Here is a 20,401-nt window from a genome sequence, read left to right as displayed (position 1 = left end):
ACATTACTACCGAGCATCAAAGCGCGGAATCTTGCCTTGCTCAATCGCTTCCGCGAAGTAGTCAATTTGAGCATGCTCCAGCTTTAGACCTAGTTTGTTCATCAATGCTTGTAGCTTCGTCTTGATCTCGCTTCGTGGCTTTCCATTCATTTGCCGTGCGAGTCTTTCGAGCTCTTTGTTCCAGCTCTTTGCTTCTTCTGCCGGCTTGGCCTTCGCCAATTTCTCGATCGCATTCTTGTCTAACTGAAAACTCACTTCTCATCCTCTCCAAGTCCTCCCGCATACCTTGGCGCGAACTTTTCCATCTGTTCGTAAACCAACTGGGTGGCTTCTTTTTGTCGGTCTGGTGGATACCCGTATTTACGCAACAGCAACTTAATGGTGCGGCGCAGCTTGGCTTTGACGTCGTCGCGGACGGTCCAGTCGGTGCGGGTGTCACGACGCATGGTGGCAACCAAGTCACGGGCGATGTCGGCAAGCACGGAATCACCGAGCACATCGACGGCAGATTCGTTCTGCGACACTACATCGAAAAAGGTCAGTTCATCGTTGTTCAATGCAGGAGCAAACTTCTCGCCACGACGTGATTCCTCAACCACTTCCTTCGATAGCTTCACTAGCTCAGCGATCACTTCAGCAGCAGTGAGCTGCTGGTTGGTGTATCGCGTCATCACCTCTCGGATACGTTCCGAAAATAGTTGGCTGCGCAGTTCGTTATTTCCGGTTGCGTCACGTACTCCCTGTTGGAGCTTCGCTCTCAGCGCCTCGATCGCAATTTCAATGTTGGACTTGACGTTCTTTTCGCTGAAACCTTGGCTAGCAAGCTCCTGCAGGTTCGGCACATCCTGTCCAATTTTCGCGTAGATGTCCAACACCTCACGGCTTTCAGCAGCATCGACGACGAGCTGGCCTAAGATACGTCGCGCGGTATCGGAAATCGGTTCACCGCGACTTGCTCTGTCCGCCGCTTCTATCTTGATCAGCCACTGGCGCGCCTCAAGGTAGAACTCGACTTCCGATCGAATCTCATCAGCGCCGTCAGCGGTCACGGCAATCGCCCAGGATCGCGCAAGCGCGCTAGAGAGTTCTCGGAACTTCTTCGCCACCGGTCGCGCCATGGGGTCTTCTGGGTCAGTGTTCCCTAGTGTCTGCGGCGAACGTAAGAATCCCACCACCGTTGCCAGTGCCCCGCGCACGTCACTGCTTTGCAGCTTTGCGCGCCAATCTACCGTCACCAGTTCGTGGATGTGCCCCAGGAACTGCTGCGCGATGGCCAGCGTCTCCGCGGCATGCTGGCCGATGACCTTCTCACCGGATTTCTCTGCATCGACGGTGAACTCATCGAGCGCTTCCTTCAGGTTGTCGGTCAGGGGCGCGTATGCGATGAGCAGACCATCTTGCTTGCCTCGGAAGGTGCGGTTCACGCGCGCGAGAGTCTGCATGAGCAATGCACCGCGCAATGGTCGGTCAATGAACAACGTGTGCAGCGGTGGCGCGTCGAAGCCGGTGAGCATCATGTCTTTCACGATGATGATTTCCAGCTCGTCGTCTGGATTCTTCACACGTTCTTTGACAGCCTTAATAGCGCTCGGCCGACGCATATGCTTCTTGATCTCCGCGGTGTCCGAGGGATTCGCGGAGTACACAACTTTGATCTTGCCCTTATCGTCAGCATCGCTATGCCAATCAGGGTGCTTCGCGATGATCTTGTCGTAAATCTTCATTGCGATACTGCGGGTAGATGTGACGATCATGGCTTTGCCTGGGCATCCAATGAAGTCCTGCATGACAGTCTTGCGGTCTTCCCACCGCAGCAGTAGGTCGTCGACAAGCGTATCCAAGCGATCGTCGGCACCATACATGGCTTCGAGAGCAGCAGTGGTGCGCTGGATTTGGGCACGCTCAGACTCGCTGAGGCCTTCGAGTGCCTCATCAGCGGTAGCGTCGATGTACTCATCGGTGATGCCTTGGACCCGGGCCAGCGGGATTAGCCGTGGCTCGAAGTAAACGGGCACGGTCGCACCGTCGTCGACTGCGCGCTGCAGGTCATACACGTCAATGTCATCACCGAATACTTTCCTAGTGTCGCGGTCCAATTCAGAAATCGGCGTGCCGGTGAAGGCAATCATGGTCGCGTTGGGCAGCGCTGAGCGCAAGTGCGCGGCATATCCGTCACGGTTTGCCCCGAAGCCGTAATGCGACCTGTGGGCTTCATCAGCAATGACAATGATGTTGTGTCGCTGCGACAGCACTGGGTGCTTGGCGTGGGCATTACGTTCGTCCGCGGTCAGGCCGAACTTCTGCAAGGTGGTGAAGTAAATACCGCCCGAGGTGCGTGTGGCCAATGCTGTTCGCAGGCCATCGCGGTCCTCAATCTGGCGGGGCTTTTCCGGCAACAGGGTGCTGGCGAGGAAGGTGCTGTAGAGCTGGCCGTCGAGTTCCGTGCGGTCATTGATCACGATGATGGTCGGGCTTTCCAGCTCCGGGGCGCGCATCACTTTGGCTGTGTACATTTCCATTTCCATGGACTTGCCTGATCCCTGGGTGTGCCAGACGACGCCAGCCCTGCCGTCGCTTCGCACAGCCTGAATGGTGGTGCCGGCAGCCTTGGTCACAGCAAAGTACTGGTGCGGCTTCGCAATACGCATGTACAGACCGCGCTCGGTGTCATCAAACGCGGTGTATTCGCGCATGAGCTGCAGGAATCGGACCTGGTTGAATACACCCCAGATCACGTTTTCCAGCCCGAGCTGGATCTCACCGGAGCTATCCGGCTGGTCCATCTTGATTGGCTTGCCGTCATCATCCACGTTCCACGGCGACATGTGGTTCAGCGGGGTAAACGGGGTGCCGTAGCGCGCGTCAATGCCATCGCTTGCCACCACGACGTTGGCAAAGCGGAATGCCATGGGGAACTCGTGGACATAGGTCTGTAGCTGGTTGAATGCTTCTTCGGCAGTGGATTTACCAGAGGGTTTCTTCAGCTCAAAGAATGCAACCGGCAAACCGTTGATGTAGGCCACTACGTCGAAACGACGCTCATATTCCACGTTGCGGATGATGATCTGGTTGACCACTTTATAGTCGTTTCTATCCACATTGGACGACACAAAATAAATCGTCGGATTCTGACGCTGCCCGTGGAGGTCGTAGTACTCAATGCCTGTGTATCCGCGCACGAGAATCTCATGGATCCGCATGTTTTCTGCAATGGGGTCCTGCGACTTTGGCGTGAGCAGCTCGCCGATGGCCTGCTGCAGGAATTCCTCGGGGACTTCCGGGTTCAGCTTGGAGACAGCCTCATTCAGCGTTTGCCGGAGGACTATTTCTTTCCAGTTTTGGCGCTCACCAGAACCCGGCGCGACCGCAGTGCCGTGGAGTGGCTGCCAGTCGTTATCACCCAGCGTGTCCAAAGCCAGTTGCTCTAGCATGTCTTCGCTATACATCGCTGTCTTCTTCCTCCTACTGCTTTTGCTTTACGACGCCCACGTCCCCAACTGCTTCCTCTGCCTCGTCGACGGTAATCTTCCCGTTCATGAGCAGCGGCAATAGTTCGTCACGGGTTGCGGCGAGGACTTGGTTTTCTTTAATAAGATCTGCAGCCTGGAGATTCAGAGCTTCTAGTAGCTTTAAAGTCTCTTGATCGAGTTTTCTTACGTCTGGAATCGTTGCTTCTTGCATGTCTTGAGGTCGCACGCGTTGGTGACTATTGGAAGTGCCAGAAGCACGTTCTTGCAATTGCTCGGAGAAAGAACCTTGCAACAATGCAGCATAAAGGGCAGCTTGAGGAACTGTTGTTCCTTGCCATGCAATGAACTCCGTGGAGCATACTGTCGTTTCCTCACTGTCTACAGTGGGGATATTCCAAATTCGTGGGGTTCGTGGATTGAGTTTTGAGACAAGTACGCAAGGAGCCTCGATGAGGTTCTTTCCGCTTTTGATTTCGGCACCGCTTTCGATTGAAGCGTAGCCAAGATCGAAAGCAGGAATGGAGTAGTGTCGAACATCCAGGTCTTGAAGTTTTCCTGCTGAGATTTGCTTTTTAATCTGGACTGCAAGTTCAGAAGCTGGAACGTTGCTGATTGGTATAGAACCAATTGTTTTGATTAGTTCTGTACAAGTTTCTTTGACCCTGATGTTCGCTGCAATCTTGTCATCCAAGGTCCCGAGGACATCGGCAATTGAATTTTGCTCCTGAAGTGACGGAATACGAACAATGAGATCTTCTGCATCACGTCTGTTGAGACCCGGCACTGCACTATCATTGTTCATTGATTGGAATGGCAACGTTGATAGTAGATAGTAGGCGAATCGAAGATTTACCCCATCACGCTCTTCCACAAAGAACGCGGTGTCAGTAGGCCAAACTGGTGCACCACAGTAAGTTAACTTTCCAATCGTACCCTTGCGACCTACAACGACCGAAGGGACAGTGGTTAGCGCTTCACAATGGGAACCTGCGACTCCTGCCGATGTAACAACATCGTATTCCCCGGTCTGAGTTCTCTTAGACTCTGGCAGGTTTCGCCCGTATTTAAATGGCAAGACATCTCCAAGTTTCATTGCTTCCCAGCTCACTTCAACCTCCCCAACTGTTCGCGCACTACTGCATCCAACCGTGCAGATTCATCCAAAGCTGCGGTAAGTTCCGCAGTGAGCCGTGCAATCTTCTCGTCAATTGGTTCGTCGTCGTCTTCGACCTCTGACATGCCGACATAGCGACCTGGCGTTAGCGCGTAGCCAGCTTCGCGAATCTCTTCAATGCTCGCTGACTTGCAGAAACCAGCAACGTCCTCGTACTCCCCCTCCGCGGACTTGCGCCCACGCCACGTGCGGAACGCATTAGCAATCTTGGCGATGTCCTCATCACTAAACGCCCGCTCCGTGCGGTCGATCATGTGGCCGAGCTGGCGGGCGTCGATAAGCAACACCTCACCACGGCGATCAACACTGCCACCAACACCCGCCGACTTATCCTTAGCAAAGAACCATACGCACACCGGAATGCCCGTGCCGCGGAACAACTGGGCCGGCAGCGCAATCACACACGAAACAATGTCATCTTCCACCATGTTCTTGCGGATCTCGCCCTCACCAGAGCTTTGCGACGTCATGGTGCCATTCGCCATCACAACACCAGCTTCGCCGTGCTCGTTCAGCTTCGAAATGATGTGCTGCATCCACGCAAAGTTCGCGTTCTTTACCGGAGGCACACCATATTTCCAACGGGCATCCTCCTCATTGCGAACCCAATCCTTAATGTTGAACGGCGGATTAGCCATGATGTAGTCCATCTTGGTGCCCGCATGAATATCGCGAGCAAAAGTATCGCCCCAACGCTCGCCAAGACCCGACGCACTGATCGCATGGATGGCCAGGTTCATCTTGGCCATTCGCCAGGTACGCTCATTGAGTTCCTGACCATAGACAGCAATTGCGCTGCGGTCACGCTTGGTAACCTCCAAGAACTTTTCCGCCTGCACAAACATGCCACCCGAACCACAGCATGGGTCATACACACGCCCCTCAGTCGGCTCAAGGATTTCTACCAACGTCCGCACGACCGGCTGCGGAGTATAGAACTCACCGCCCCTCTTACCTTCAGCCTTGGCGAACTTATCCAGAAAGTACTCGTAGATCTCCCCAAGCAGGTCGCGGGCCTTCTTATCCTTAGTGCTGGCGAAGTACGTAGAGCTAAACAGGTCCACTAATTCACCGAGACGACGCTGGTCGATATTGTCCTTGCCATAAATCTGCGGCAGCGTGCCCAGTAGCGATTCGTTATCCGCCATGAGCTGTTGCATAGCCTCATCGATCAACTTGCCGATGGACTTGTGTTTTCCTTCCAGCTCCATGCCCTTGGAATACTTCTTTAGGAAGTCCCAACGGGCATTCGGCGCCACCCAAAAGACGTTCTCGCTGGTGTAAGCGTCGACGTCGGCAAGATCTTCTAGGATGTCTTCCTCATCGAAGCCCTTGCCTTCTAGCTCCGCGCGGATTTCCTTCTGACGCTCATCAAAGGAATCCGATACGTACTTTAAAAACACCAGCCCCAGAACAACGTCCTTGTACTGCGACGCATCCATAGAACCGCGAAGCTTATCCGCGGACTTCCACAATATGCCTTTGATTTCCTTAGAGGTGGAAGGGACCTGCGCCACTTCCTTCTTCTTCCGTACCATTTTCTTTCCTCGCTTCTCTTTGCTTTTCGCTATTTTCTAGTTTCGTTGAAGGACTGAGCTTCATGCAGTTATCGCGTGAGTTAACCAGGCGCCGCCCTAATAGCGCCGCTGACCAGCGCCTCTCCCAGCTCCAATTGGAAACTGTCGAGCCGATCTAGTTGAGTCTGAAGTTCCTGCCGCTTCGCATTGACCTCCACTAGAGCAGATTCAAAGGCAACCGCGTCCTGCCGATCCACAACCGGCACCAACCACGATTCCTTCTTCTTCGTCTTCACCTTGCGGAGCTGCTGCGCCAACAAATGCGGAGATGTCACCCTCTTCAGCAGTTCTTTCGTCCGTCCCCGAGTCTGCTTGCACCTCAAAACCTGCACTGGCGCCTCCACGAGCGCACCGCCAGAAGACTCCACAAACACATGCGGGCTGCCATCGAAGGCAAACAAAACATCGCCCGGCTCGGTCAAATGAGCATTCCGAAGCTTGAACTCCAACTCCAGCAAATCCACTTTTCGCTCACCGACCTGTACAAACCCTAACAATTCACTTCGCCCAATCACCGGCACAGTGCCATCAGGATTGGCTACATTAATATCAGCAAGCTTGAACCCCGACAACAACTTCACCACCGCTTCGGGCCCGTTCGTCGCCTGCGCCCAGTTGACCAGTTGCTTCCGTCGCGGAGCATACGGATTTCCCCCTTGAGCAAAAGGCGAGTTATTGAAAGGAGTAATGCCTATCGATGACGCACTCTCACGCAACTGTGTCATTGACACGGCTTCACTAATCGACACTTGCCGTTCCAATGTCGGCATCAAAGAATCACGCGTCCGCGCGATACCCTGCGGGATGACCTCAGCTTTATGGAAGATATGCGACCTCGGATTTACCCGGTTATCTACAGCTGCTAATACATCTCGGACTAGATGACGAACTGAATCTGGGGCTAAATCCATCACCGCATAATCCGCAAGAACAACCACGTCATTAGCGGTTTCGGCATTGACATTATTCCGCAGAGCCCACAACGCAAGTTGCTTTTGCCCCAAATGCCGAGTCCACCCTTTAGGTAGCAGCGCGGCAAAACGAAGTGAAGTTTGCAAACTTGTTCGACTCGGCCACAGGCAGTTCTTTCGCTCGGTGTTTAGGTACTCCGATTGAGAAGAAATGAGCAAATCAGCCGGCCCCACTACCAATACGCATCCACGCTGGTCAATACCGGTCACAGCGAGATCCACCTGATTGAAAAACTCTTCAGAGTTATCGGCCGTAACGGACAACCATCGCATTAACACTACGGCGGAAGGAGACCATTCGTCAGTGTCCACCTCTACCGGAATGCCCAGCCCAATGCTCAAACACATTTCTGGGCTAAATCGGGAATATTGCAGAGCTAAACGGGAAGGTACCGGCATTGCGCCAGAAACTCGTTGCGCCCACGTATCACCGCCAGCACCTAAGGCCACAATTTCTCGGCTGCCCTCGTCAATGCTCAGCATCTGTGCAATTTCTGATCCCACGGCATCGAGGCACAGCTCAGCACCAGTAATCATGCCTTCGGCAGATGCGTTACGACGATGCTCGATTATCTTCTGCAAGACTTTGACCGCGGAGAAACCTGCCTCTGCCAATTCATTAGCGATAGCGACCGCCACATCTAATTCACCATTGAGGACTGACTCCGGAACAAGCGGTTCTAAGAACAAACGATCATAAACAAGCTGAGGGGTCACTTCTTCCCCAGTTAAAGCATGCACTGCCAATGCTGCCCACACCGCTGGGCGCTGAACAGCATCCAAGAAAAGATCGCTATGAAAGGCCGCATCCTCGACAGCTTCTGCATTATTACCGTGATTCGTGTCAATAAGCCACCGCGCTACTTCACGAGCATCAAATTTCATCGAAGGATCTGTTTCTACAGGCTGCGGAAAAGGAGTCGCAGAGGTAGAAGGAAAACGCGTCTGCCATTGCGTAACAGCCGGACGTTTTACTTCTGCTAAGTTCGCTATCCCTTGCATAGAGATCAACAGTGCGCTCATCTTCACTTACCTCACTTTCAGCGCTCATGCCGTGATTGCTCCAACTATCAAAACTGATAATAGAGAACTTTAATCAGCATTCTTTATATGATTCTGTTAAGTACCCTTAACGAACATATAACGATGATCGTGCGCAGAGTTGTATGCAACATTCCTGCTTGAGGATGGCTCAAGTACTCCGCCCTTTTTGAAACTCCCCCAGCTTGAAAACGTAATCAACAGCAAAGCAGCCGAAGACTACCGCCTGCATACCATCACCACTGCCTCATCAGGCAGTAAAGGCCTAATGGGTGGCGATCGCATCCAAGCGAGTATCAAACTGACTACTTGCTAGCTGGCGATCCGCATGAGTGATCAGGCTTAAGATGTCGTCGGCATAATAACCAGTCGTGCCTCGAGTACCGATAACTTTTCCACGCAAAATGTCCGCAGCCTGCAAATCTTCAAGCGATCGGCGTGCGTTGGACCAGGTCACACCGTACAACCGCTCTAGCGTCTTAGCTGTCACAATCGGATGCGCAGCAAGACCTGTGAGCAGTTTGAAATCTATCGAATCTGCACGCAGCGCACGGGTTTTACCTTGGCTTTTCCGGTAATCGTCTAAGCGTTGCTCCCAATCCTGCTGGATCTCTAATAACTGATCAGCCAGTAAATTCGCCTGTGCGACGGCTTCCTGCGCGGCATCAAAAAAAGGTATCGAGCCAACGAGGAACATCACCTTGACGAAACGCCGTAAGCCCTTCGACATAGCGTTTGGACCACGTGCCCAAAATTAAACTAATGGGCAGAATTGTTTGATGCGTTAACCCACGACGCAATAGAGTCCCATGGATCAAGGCACGACCAACACGGCCGTTTCCATCCGCGAACGGATGAATAGTTTCAAACTGGGCATGAATAATTGCAGCCTGGGTCAAAGCTCCAAGTGCGGCACCATTAAAGTACCGGCAGAAATCGGCCATTAAGGTGGGAACTTCTTCAGGCGGTGGCGGAACAAATTCGGCCCCAATGGGTGTTCGACCAGATCCGCCAATCCAGTTTTGAATCTTTCGTATCCCTACAGGAACCGTTGGATGCGCGCCAAGAAGCTCAGATTGCAGCTGCCCAAGATGCTCTGGGGTAATTTCTGGTGTAGTAGCAAAGGAATTTTCTACGGAACGAAGCACTTGTAGGTTTCTCGCCGCCCTAAAGCAATAATGCTTCTCTCGATTTCCGCAGATTTTTGCGCCAATTCCGCAGGAATAACGAGACTGGCATCTGAAAGCGTGTCGGGGATGTAGGCCTCATAGCTGCCGCCTTGTCTATCTCTTCGAGAAATGCCACTACCATCAGCCGGTATCCAATTAGGCGTGCCCCATTGAGGCATGTTTAACGCCTTTCCATTACCCAAAGCCTATTTCATGATTGTTTAACAGCTATCCAAACATGATCGCACGCCGGTTAGGCCACCCCGTGAGCAATTTTTGTAGCCTAAGGCCGCAAACCCGCGGACTTGACTAATTAGATAGGAAGCCCCCATTCGCACACGGAGCAACAAAATCACTGCAGAATAAGAACTTAAGTAGTGGAGCCATCTAAGGGAATCGAACCCTTGACCTGCTCTTTACGAGGGAGCTGCTCTACCGACTGAGCTAAGATGGCACGTTGCTTGTGTGGATTCGTGAAAGATTCCCGCATAGCAGGTTTCATGCACAATCACAGCAACACTGGCATTCTAGCCGATAGACGCCGTCAATGAAAAACGGCAGGACTAAGACCGCCACACCAGCGAGGCTGCAACAGCTAGTGCACCCGGTATGCGCAGCGTAAACGTCCCACCAGTCCGTCGAAAGCAATCTGCGGCGAGACGTTAAAGCCTAAAAGCTCACGGTAATGACTAATGGCATCCTGGCATTCCACAAGCCCATCTTCGTCCAGGTGCTCTGCAAGCTCCGAGGCCAGCGGCTCGAAATCCGGGTGCGTGAGATCCACCTCTGCGCCCAGCTTCACCATCAGCGCATCCCGGTAGATCCCAGCCAGATCAACCAAGGCCAGATCCAATACATCCCGCAAACGCCTGGTCTGTCGCTTTTTCTGCTGTTTTTCCAATTCGCGCAAGTCACCGGCACCACCAGAAACAGACTTCTGTGTGCCTTTCCCTTTCGCCCCCATGCCTAAGGCGTTGCGCAGGCGTTCTTTTTCCGCCTCATCCGCCTCGGCGTAGCTTTCTTTCGCTTCTTTTTCTACAGCTTTGACCAGCTGGCCGACGGCCTGGAAGCCACCGGATTCGTGGAAGATAGCTTCCGCAAGGTTGATGGCCTGCGCACGCCGCTGCTGGATCACCGGTGTATTAACCAACTTTCGGGCGCGGCCAACATGGCGCAACGAAGTATGCGCTGCCAACCGGGCGTGATTTTCACTCGCGCCTTCGTCGACAAGCATCTGCACAATAGTGTCCACCGGTAACGCCGGCACGTACAAGTGGCGGCAGCGGGATCGTAGCGTCTGCGGGAAGTCTTCGGGATCAGTCGACGGTGCACACAAGATGATCACGGTGTGCGCGGGCGGTTCCTCGATGGTTTTCAGCAATGCATTGGCGGCACCGTCAGTAAGCCGGTCCGCATCTTCGAAAATCACCACGCGCCAGGACCCTACGGTGGGGCGCTTGGCAGCAGAAGAGACAACGTTATCGCGCACGAAATCCACACCGATGGATAATTCCTGCGGCACCACATGAACGACGTCGGTGTGCTTGCCCGTCATCGCTGTACGACAGGCTTGACATTCGCCACAGCCATAGGCACCCGGGGTTTCACAGAGCAGCGCAGCCGCAAAGTTCAACGCGGTGGTTGAACGTCCAGCACCCGGCGGGCCGGTAAATAGCCAGGCGTGGGACATCGCATGGGTGTGAGGTGTCTGCGCGGCTGCACGGGCAGCAGCCATGATGGTTTTCTGCACGCGGGGGTGGTCCCGTAGGCGGTCTGCGATGGTGACCGCAGGTCCAGAATCTGTGCCATTTGTGACAGATGTTGCAGGTGTTGCGGCTGCAGGTGTGTCGGCGGTTGCCGAAGCGGCTCGCGTATAATTCACGCCACTAGTCTAGCCGGGTATTCGACAGTTATTGTAGTTAGTTATGAACAGATTTCTGCGTGGCATCAAGTGGCTGTGGGGCACCTCATGGCCGCTGTTTGCTACCGCAGTACTCGGTGCGAACATCACCGGCGCCATCGCGGTGATGCTGTTCGTGAGGTTCTTCATCCCCATGCCGGAGATCGAGGATTTCACGCAAGCAATCCCCAACCTGTTGTCCATTGGCATCGCATATTTAGTATTCGCGATAGTCGTCGGCATGGGCGCAACTTATTTATTGTTCCGGCCCGTTCTGGATTGGCAGCGGCGCCCAGAACAGCACGATCGCAATATGGTCCGTTACCTGGTCATGCGCATACCGGTCTACCAGGCTGGGGTGGCGGCGTTTGTGTGGATAATCGGTATTTTGGTGGCCACAATCCTTACCGGCAATTATGCGGCGCGTTTGGGGCTGGTGGTCGCGGTGGCGACGTCCCTGACCGGAATGATCACCATCCTGATCACTTACCTGCAAGCTGAGCGCCTGGTGCGCCCGGTTGCAGCCGAAGCCCTGGCCCGCCGATTCGAAGATTCCACCCTGGAACCACCCATCAAGGTGCGGCTGTTGACCACCTGGGTCATGACCACCGGCGTGCCGATCCTGGGCATTGTGCTGCTGCTATTCGCCCACCAGGCGGATTATTTCACTGATAACGCAGCCGATTTGATCCCGCCTGTACTGCTCATGGCGGCCACCGGCATCGTCACCGGCCTGACCGGCACCATGTTCGCGATGATGAGCGTGATCGACCCGATCAAAGAACTACAAGACGCCATCAACCGCGTGCGTCGTGGCGAATCCAATGTGGCTGTCGATATTTACGACGGCTCCGAGATGGGCGTGCTGCAAGCTGGTTTCAACGAAATGATGAAAGGCCTGCGTGAGCGTGAGCGTGTGCGCGATATTTTCGGCCGCTATGTGGGCACGGAAGTCGCAACCAAGGCCCTAGAGGAGCGCCCAGAGCTCGGCGGAGAAGACCGCGAAGTCGCGGTGCTGTTCGTCGACGTGATCGGCTCAACGACGTTTGCTGTTAGCCACACTCCGGAAGAAGTCGTCGATGAGCTCAACCAATTTTTCGAGCGCGTCGTAGAGTGTGTGCACCGCAACCGGGGAATCATCAACAAGTTCCAGGGCGATGCCGCACTCGCCGTATTCGGTGCGCCACTGCAGCTCACGGACGCGAATTCGCTTGCCCTGCAGGCCGCCCGCGAACTGCGCGATGAGCTGAAAGGCCTGGAACTACATGCGGGAATCGGCGTGGCCGCCGGACACGTCGTCGCCGGACACATCGGTGGTTCGGACCGTTTCGAATACACCGTCATCGGCGACGCCGTAAACCAGGCCGCGCGCCTGACAGAATTAGCCAAAGACACCCCCGGCCAAATTCTCACCAACGCCGCCACCCTGCGCGGAGCCAACGAAGTAGAACAAGCCCGCTGGACATTCCTGAAATCCATCGAGCTGCGCGGGAGAGGCGAGATGACGCAACTGGCTCGTCCTGTGCGCGCGACGTTGGCGGATCGTTCCTAGCGGCGTTCGGCGTTGTGCTTGTCGACGCCGCGCCTGCCGACCGTCTGAGCCAATACTGGTTTTGCTAACCTACCCTTAGCGCTTGGACGGCGCCGACATACTCAACTCTGAAGTACCCACGCTGGGAGCCTATATGCAGAATCAGCCTGCACCACACCCGCAAACAAACACCCCACCGCCGGAAGACCCTGCACCGCAGAACCCGCCATCGCCTACCCCACGCATGATCGCCCCCGATTTCGCCCGCGGCATCGCGTTGCTCGGCATCGCACTAGCAAACATACAAACGGCATGGATCATCGACAACCCAAGCCAGCAGGCTGAGCACGCCACACCATCTTATTTCGGCGGCTACGTCGACGGATCGCTAGTGGATGCCATCGCCACGATTTTCTCTGCGATGTTTGTGCACGTGCGTGGACTACCCATGTTTTCCACGCTGCTCGGCTTCGGCATCGGTTTGATCACCATCAGCTTGTGGAAGAAATCCTTCCCCCTTCCCCGAGCCCGGCACATTATTCTCCGCCGGTACTTCTTCCTGGCGCTATTCGGGCTAGTCCACATCGTGTTCTTGTTTTTCGGCGACATCATGTTCTCTTACGGCGTCATGGGATTGCTCGTCGCGACCATGCTGTCGCTGCGCAACAAGACTTTAGGCTGGATCATTGGGGTGTTGTTTGCGCTCAACGCACTGGCTGGCAGCCTTGCTGTGATCGCCAGCATTAACTCACCGTTATTCGATGACGCGGGCCCGTTCTCCGGCGGTTTGTGGACAGATACCGAGCCGACCGCCCATTACGGCGCGTATGTTCTCGGGAACCTGTTTGTGGCAGTATTCGCACCATTTGAAGCGATTTTCGTCGCGTTCACGTTGCTTCCGGTGATTCTGTTGGGCTTTGTGTGGGCGCGCCGTGGCGTGCTTGCCGACGTCGACGCGCATCGAAAAGAACTGGTGGTGTGGGCAGTAATCGCTGCGCTGATTTGCTTCGGCATTGGCCTACCGTGGGGGCTGGCAGAACTCGGGATTATCAATCCGGATTTAACTGCCCCGCTGATGACGGCAAATACCTTCTTTGGCATCTTCACCGGCCCGGGCATCCTTGCTGCTATTGCGTTGGGATGCAATGGTGTGCAGAAACAATATGCAGACACCCAACATGTACCATTTCTGTTGCGCCCATTCATCGCCCTGGGTAAGCGCTCCATGTCGGGCTATGTCGCGCAATCGGTATTCTTTGTGGTCCTGGTGCTGCCATTCACGCTGAACCTGGTAGAAGGCCAGACCGTCACCGGGTTGATCGTCATGGCCTTCGCGGTCTGGTTGGCTACCCTGCTGCTGGCCTGGCTGTGGGAGGCATGTGGGTGGAACGGCCCCCTGGAAATCGTGCACCGGCGTCTCGGCTACGGCCCGGGATCGCGCCCACGCTTGGAGACTCAGCAGCAACAGCGCGCACGCTTAGACGCAGAATCTCCGAGCTCTTAGCTCCGCCGTGAACCCGCCTTCACCACGTTTTTCGTTCCTGGTGAAGGCTTTTTTGCGGTCTTTTTAGCCGATTTCTTGACGGTCTTTTTCGCCGTCTTTTTGGCGGTAGACTTCGTAGTCTTTTTCGCTGTAGTTTTCTTGGCAGCAGTCTTCTTCGCTGCGGTTTTTTTCGCAGCTTTCTTGGTGGTCTTTGTGCCCACCTCACCAGCGGCTTCTTTGGCGCGGCGCTCAGAAAGCAGCTCGTTTGCCCGCGCATCCGTCATCGCTTCTGGCTTATCGCCCTTACGCAACGACGCATTCGTTTCGCCGTCGGTGACGTACGGGCCAAACCGGCCGTCTTTCACCGTCATCGGTTTTCCGGAAACGTCGTTATCGCCAAGCTTCTTCAACGGTGGCTGCGCAGAAGCACGCCCGCGCCGCTTCGGCTCAGCATAAATCCGGCGCGCCTCATCCAAATCGATAGAGAAAATCTGCTCTTCATCGGCCAACGAGCGCGAATCCGAGCCCTTCTTCAGGTACGGGCCGTAACGGCCGTTTTGCGCGGTGATCATTTCTCCGTCTGCCGGATCCACGCCCACCTCGCGCGGCAGCGACAACAAGCGTAGTGCTTCTTCCAACGTGACTGACGCCGGCTCCATTGACTGGAATAACGAGGCAGTAGCAGGTTTCAGTTTGGCTTCCACCAACTCGCTAATGCGCTTTTCTTTTTGCTTCTCCGCGGTTTTGGTGTCCCAGTTTTTCGCGCGCTTGCCTTCTTCTTTGCGCTGCGCGTCCTCGACGGCGCGTTCTTCGCGGATAATCTCTTCGGCCTCAGCGGCAGCTTTTTCCTGCTCGTCGTCACGCACTTGCTCGGTGACGTACGGTCCGAAGCGGCCTTCCTTGGCGACGATCATCCGGCCGTTGTCCGGGTTTGCGCCCAGCTCGCGCCCACCCTGTGGCGTCGCGAATAGCTTTTCTGCCATCTGCAGGTTCAGCTCATCCGGCGTCGTCGATTCCGACAGGTTCGCGCGCTGATATTCCGGCTCACCGTCGGCATCCGTTCCGATGCGGCGTTCCAGATACGGCCCATACCGGCCCACGCGCACGACAACGGCACGGCCTTTCTCGTCGTCGAAAAGGTGCAACGAATTCACCGCACGCGCGTCGATCTTTTCCAGGTTGACGTCGATTAGCGATTTCAGCCCACCATGACGCGCGATGGATTCCGCGGTGTTTTTGTCGTCCTCACTGTCGGCCTCATTGCCGAAGTAGAAACCAGTCAACCACTCGGTGCGGTCTTGCTCGCCGGTCGCAATTTGGTCGAGCTCATCTTCCATCGACGAGGTGAAGTCGTAGTCCACCAGCGGAGCGAAGTTGTTTTCCAACAAGCCAACCACTGCGAAAGCCACCCACGACGGCACCAGCGCATTTCCACGGGCATGCACGTAGCCACGGTCTTTGATGGTTTTGATGATCGAGGCATACGTCGACGGGCGGCCGATGCCTTGTTCCTCCATCTTTTTCACCAGCGACGCTTCCGTGTAGCGCGCCGGTGGGTTCGTGGAATGGCCCTCTGCACTGAGCTTATCGACGGACAGCCCATCGCCCTTATCCAGCTGCGGCAGGCGCTTTTCGCTGCTGTCAGCAGAATCATCGTCGTAGGCGCGCAGGAACCCGGGGAAGGTAATGGTGCGACCGTTCGCTTGGAATTCTGCCTGTTCACCGGTGGTGGCCGTACCCGCCATGGTGACCTTCATTGAAGTTCCCTTGGCATCGGCCATCTGCGAGGCGATAGTGCGCTTCCAGATCAGCTCGTAGAGCTTGAATTCCTCAGTATCCAGCTGATTGTGCAGCGCACCAGGGGTCGCAAAAGATTCACCAGCCGGGCGGATCGCCTCGTGGGCTTCCTGCGAATTTTTCACTTTGCGGTCATAGCGACGCGGCGCATCCGCCACGAAATCGCTGCCATACAACTCCGTGGCCTGGTTCCGGGCGGCAGACAAACCCTGCTGCGACAGCGAGGTCGAGTCGGTACGCATATAGGTGATGTGACCGTTTTCGTAGAGCCGCTGCGCGATACGCATGGTGCGCTCAGAGCTGTAGTGCAGCTTGCGGCCGGCCTCCTGCTGCAGCGTGGAGGTCATAAACGGCGCGTACGGGCGGCGGGTATACGGTTTGTGCTCAACCGCAGTAACGGTGAGTTTGGCCTTCTGCAAGCCGTCGGCAAGCTTGGTGGCCTGTTGCTTGTCGACGACGGTGGCCTGGCCTTTGAGCTGGCCGCGGTCATCAAAATCGCGCCCCTGGGCCACACGTAGCCCGTCGATGGTGGCAAGACGGGCTGCAAACGTCGCGGGGTTTTCGGCAGAATCAACGCCACCGGTATTCAGGGTCGCAGAAAGATCCCAATAATCCGCAGAGATGAACGCCATGCGCTCGCGCTCGCGTTCGACGATCACGCGGGTGGCCACGGATTGCACACGGCCTGCCGATAGCCGCGGCATGACCTTTTTCCACAGCACCGGCGAAACTTCGTAGCCGTACAGGCGGTCCAGGATACGGCGGGTTTCTTGTGCATCGATGAGGTCTTCGTCGAGTTCGCGGGTGTTATTCGCGGCTTCCAGGATGGCGGATTTGGTGATCTCGTTGAAAACCATGCGGCGCACCGGCACTTTCGGTTTCAGCACCTCCAACAGATGCCACGCGATGGCTTCACCTTCACGGTCCGGGTCTGTGGCCAGATACAGCTCAGAACAATCCTTGAGCTTAGATTTCAGGTCCGTGACCTTTTTCTTTTTATCCGGGCTGACCACGTACAACGCACCGAAGCCGTTGTCGGTATCCACACCCAGCCGTGCCCACGGCTCTTTTTTATATTTCGCGGGAACGTCAGCGGCTCCGCGTGGCAGATCGCGAATATGCCCCACGGAGGCTTCGACCACGTAGTCATTGCCCAGGTAGGGTTGGATTTTTTTCGCCTTGGTTTGCGACTCGACGATAACGAGCGTCTTGCCTGCCACGGGATCACGTCTCTTTCGTGCTTATTTAGCGTGCGGAGTACTAGTGCGCTACTTCATTTACACAGTAATATATGGTGCTTCTGCACTAAAGCAAAAACCCAGCATGCCGTGTGGCAATGCTGGGTGAATGTTTTCGCTTAATGGCAGCTCAGGTAAGCGGCCAGCGAAATTGTTACAGGCTGACCGTATTACAGGCCAACAACCTGCTGCGCCTGTGGGCCCTTGGCGCCTTCGCCGATTTCGAATTCCACCTGCTGGTTTTCTTCCAGGCTACGGAAGCCGTTGCCCTGGATCTCGGAGTAGTGCACGAAGACATCCTTCGAGCCATCTTCCGGAGCGATGAAGCCGAAACCTTTTTCAGCGTTAAACCATTTAACGGTTCCTTTTGCCATGTTAAAACCTTTTCTTTTGGCGACGGATCTGCAAAGTGTCCGCGAATCTAACCTTGCTGCGAGCACTTCTCGAACTAACCTAGAAACCGCGTTCGTTGCTTAGTCTCGCACGATTTGGCCGCAGAAGATACTCTTACGCAATATATTCAGCAAAAACGGGTTATCCACACCCATAAAGGGGTAGAAATGGGCAGTATTAGCCAGCCGGATGCGGCTTTTGGCCACGAGCTTCTCGACGAACTCACCTCTCATTTCCCCAATTCCACCCTGACACACCACCGGGTGATCCCGGCGCGAGCTGCCCGCCATGCTGCTTGGCCGGACTGGGTCAGCCCACGATTGCGCGCGGCACTTGAAGAACGCGGCATCACGCAATTATTCAGCCACCAGGCCGCCGCTGCCGAGGCAATCCACGCTGGGCGTAATACTGTGATCGCCACAGGCACCTCGTCTGGAAAATCCTTGGGCTACCAGTTACCCGTGTTGTCGCGGTTGGGTACAGATCGCACGGCTTGTGCGTTGTATCTGACCCCGACGAAGGCGCTTGGCTCAGATCAGTTGTTGTCGGTGGAACGATTACTGCGGGCTGTAGATGATGCTGGCCCCGGCTGTGTTGCCTCAAGTGATGATGGATCTGACGCTGCTGCGCTGCCGCACAGGTCGACGATCATCCCAGCACCGTATGACGGCGACACCCCTACCGAATCCCGATCCGGAATCCGCGAGGCTTCGCGGTTTATTTTCTCTAACCCGGATATGGTGCACGCGTCTTTGCTGGGTGCACACCAACGTTGGGCGCGGGTGCTGCGGCATCTGGATTTCATCATCATCGACGAATGCCACACCTACCGTGGGGTTTTTGGCTCCCACGTTTCTTTGGTACTGCGCCGTTTGCTCCGGTTGTGCGCACATTATGGCTCTGATCCGACAATCATTTGTGCTTCTGCGACCTCCGCGGACCCGGTAGCCCATGCCCAGCGGCTGACCGGGCGCGCCATGCATGGCATCACCGACGATGGCTCCCCACAGGGTGCACGCACCGTCGGGTTATGGGAGCCGGGTTTTCGCGATGATATAGAAGGCCACAATGGCGCACCAGTTCGCAGAGCAGCATCAACGGAAGCCGCCGCGATCATGGCGCATCTGGTTGCTGCGGGTGCCCGCACCCTGACTTTTGTGCGGTCCCGCAGGCAAGCAGAGACCACCGCGCTGCGCTGCGCTGAAGAGCTCAGTGCCCGCGGGCGCATGGATTTCGCAGCCCGAATTGCATCTTATCGCGCAGGATATTTGGCTGAGGATCGCAGAAAATTAGAACGCGATCTGGACAACGGCACGCTGTTGGGCGTTGCCACAACATCCGCTCTTGAGCTCGGCATCGACGTGGGCGGACTTGATGCTGTGGTCGGAGCCGGATTCCCGGGCACGGTGGCCTCATTTTGGCAGCAGGCAGGCCGGGCGGGCCGGCGTGGACAGGGCTCTGTGGTGGTGCTGGTCGCTCGTGATGATCCGATGGATACCTACCTTGTGCATCATCCTCCTGCGCTGCTGGAGCGCCCTATTGAAGCCAGCGTGTTTAACCCGGCGAATCCGTATGTCCTCGAAGGGCATATTTATTGTGCTGCGGTGGAAAAACCTCTCACCTCCTTCGATATCGAACAGTGGCAGGCCCACGACGTCGTCGAGCGCTTGACGGAAAATGGGTTTTTGCGCGCCCGGGAACAAGGATGGTTTGCCGCCCCCTTACCGGACGGTCCGCTGCGTCCAGACACCGCGCACGCTGCTGTGGATATCCGCGGTGGTTCTGGCCAGCAAGTCATGATCGTGGATTCCTCCGATGGTCGTTTGCTGGGCACCGTGGATTCCGCGCGTGCTGCCAGTCAGTTGCACCCCGGAGCGGTGTATTTGCACCAAGGGGAAAGTTTTCTGATCGACGATCTCGATTTCGACGACTACATCGCTCTGGCCCGCCCAGCTCAGCCGGACTATTCCACGCAGGCTTTATCTGATACCCAGATCCGGATCCTGGCAGGCCCACCCGCGCAGCACGTGCGGCAGCTCTCGCCTGAGGTGTCGGTGGCGTTGGTGGATGTGGAAGTCATCGACCAGGTGACCGGGTTCATGGTGCGGCTTCCCGACGGTTCCGTGGCGGAACAGGTGCCGCTGGATCTTCCCCGGCAGCGCCTGTTTACCCAAGCGGCGGCCTATACCATCAGCCCGCGTGCACTGGCGGCTGCAGGAGTAGACGAAGCCGATATTCCGGGCAGTTTGCACGCAGCCGAACACGCCGCAATTGGGTTATTGCCGCTGTTGGCCACGTGTGACCGCTGGGATATTGGCGGGGTTTCTACCGCAGTGCATGTAGATACGCAGTTGCCGACGGTGTTTGTCTATGACGGCTACCCTGGCGGGGCCGGCTTCGCCGAGGAAGGCTTTCGCCGTTTCCGCGACTGGATTGCTGCGACCTTGCAAGCGGTCTCGTCCTGCAGTTGCGCTAGTGGCTGTCCGTCGTGCGTGCAATCACCGAAGTGCGGCAATGGCAATGAGCCGCTCAATAAAACAGGAGCGATCAAAGTATTGCATGCATTGCTGGTATCGCTGGATGCGAGCGTGGCTGAGCATGAGCAAGAAGGTGAGGAAAAGTAGCGAGCCCGCGCCGCCCCCACCCCGCTCAAGCCT

11 protein-coding genes, 1 tRNA gene and 1 pseudogene are annotated in these 20,401 nt (G+C 55.8%); 3 read left to right on the top strand and 10 right to left on the bottom strand.

The window, feature by feature from the left end; genetic code table 11:
• Nucleotides 1–6 precede the first annotated feature (6 nt).
• The 8 genes and pseudogenes from B142_RS0108510 to B142_RS0108465 all read right to left on the bottom strand — a co-directional run bounded on the left by B142_RS0108510 (nt 7) and on the right by B142_RS0108465 (nt 11,284).
• The gene (locus B142_RS0108510; protein ID WP_018121122.1) at nt 7–255 is read right to left on the bottom strand and encodes a hypothetical protein; all 249 of its coding nucleotides are present in this window, start codon (nt 253–255) and stop codon (nt 7–9) included.
• Nucleotides 252–3,446, bottom strand: a complete 3,195-nt coding sequence (locus B142_RS0108505; RefSeq protein WP_018121121.1) for a type I restriction endonuclease subunit R — start codon at nt 3,444–3,446, stop codon at nt 252–254. Before B142_RS0108505 ends, B142_RS0108510 begins: the two co-directional genes overlap by 4 nt.
• Nucleotides 3,447–3,462: 16 nt before the next feature.
• Nucleotides 3,463–4,563 carry a restriction endonuclease subunit S gene (locus B142_RS0108500; RefSeq protein WP_155860971.1) on the bottom strand — a complete coding sequence of 367 codons (1,101 nt, stop codon included), beginning with the start codon at nt 4,561–4,563 and terminating at the stop codon, nt 3,463–3,465.
• An 11-nt stretch (nt 4,564–4,574) separates the two neighbouring features.
• On the bottom strand, nt 4,575–6,182 hold the full coding sequence (locus tag B142_RS0108495; protein WP_018121119.1) for a class I SAM-dependent DNA methyltransferase: 1,608 nt from the start codon (nt 6,180–6,182) through the stop codon (nt 4,575–4,577).
• 80 nt (nt 6,183–6,262) lie between these two features.
• Nucleotides 6,263–8,215, bottom strand: coding sequence for a hypothetical protein (locus B142_RS0108490; protein WP_026167988.1), 1,953 nt, complete (start codon nt 8,213–8,215; stop codon nt 6,263–6,265).
• A 283-nt stretch (nt 8,216–8,498) separates the two neighbouring features.
• Nucleotides 8,499–9,581 (bottom strand): annotated as a pseudogene (locus B142_RS14225) (Fic family protein).
• 199 nt (nt 9,582–9,780) lie between these two features.
• Nucleotides 9,781–9,856: transfer RNA gene (locus B142_RS0108470), tRNA-Thr, on the bottom strand.
• A 141-nt stretch (nt 9,857–9,997) separates the two neighbouring features.
• Nucleotides 9,998–11,284 (bottom strand): DNA polymerase III subunit delta', encoded by a 1,287-nt coding sequence (locus B142_RS0108465; RefSeq protein ID WP_236658181.1) that lies wholly within the window; start codon nt 11,282–11,284, stop codon nt 9,998–10,000.
• Between the two features lie 43 nt (nt 11,285–11,327).
• Between B142_RS0108465 and B142_RS0108460 the strand changes: the two genes are divergently transcribed.
• A complete protein-coding gene (locus B142_RS0108460) occupies nt 11,328–12,854 on the top strand; it encodes an adenylate/guanylate cyclase domain-containing protein (protein ID WP_018121112.1) in 1,527 nt (508 codons plus the stop codon).
• Between the two features lie 133 nt (nt 12,855–12,987).
• A complete protein-coding gene (locus tag B142_RS12360) occupies nt 12,988–14,337 on the top strand; it encodes a DUF418 domain-containing protein (RefSeq protein WP_018121111.1) in 1,350 nt (449 codons plus the stop codon).
• Here B142_RS12360 and topA read toward each other — a convergent pair.
• Both topA and B142_RS0108445 read right to left on the bottom strand, forming a co-directional pair.
• Nucleotides 14,334–17,333, bottom strand: a complete 3,000-nt coding sequence (gene topA / locus B142_RS0108450; protein WP_018121110.1) for a type I DNA topoisomerase — start codon at nt 17,331–17,333, stop codon at nt 14,334–14,336. The genes B142_RS12360 and topA overlap by 4 nt on opposite strands.
• A gap of 188 nt (nt 17,334–17,521) precedes the next feature.
• Entirely contained in the window at nt 17,522–17,725 is a 204-nt protein-coding gene (locus tag B142_RS0108445) for a cold-shock protein (RefSeq protein ID WP_018121109.1), read from the bottom strand.
• A 186-nt stretch (nt 17,726–17,911) separates the two neighbouring features.
• Between B142_RS0108445 and B142_RS0108440 the strand changes: the two genes are divergently transcribed.
• On the top strand, nt 17,912–20,368 hold the full coding sequence (locus B142_RS0108440; RefSeq protein ID WP_018121108.1) for a Zn-binding domain-containing protein: 2,457 nt from the start codon (nt 17,912–17,914) through the stop codon (nt 20,366–20,368).
• The last annotated feature ends 33 nt before the right edge of the window (nt 20,369–20,401 follow it).

This window comes from Corynebacterium propinquum DSM 44285 (genome assembly GCF_000375525.1).
GTDB lineage: Bacteria > Actinomycetota > Actinomycetes > Mycobacteriales > Mycobacteriaceae > Corynebacterium > Corynebacterium propinquum.
This window is presented reverse-complemented; position numbering and strand designations above follow the sequence as displayed.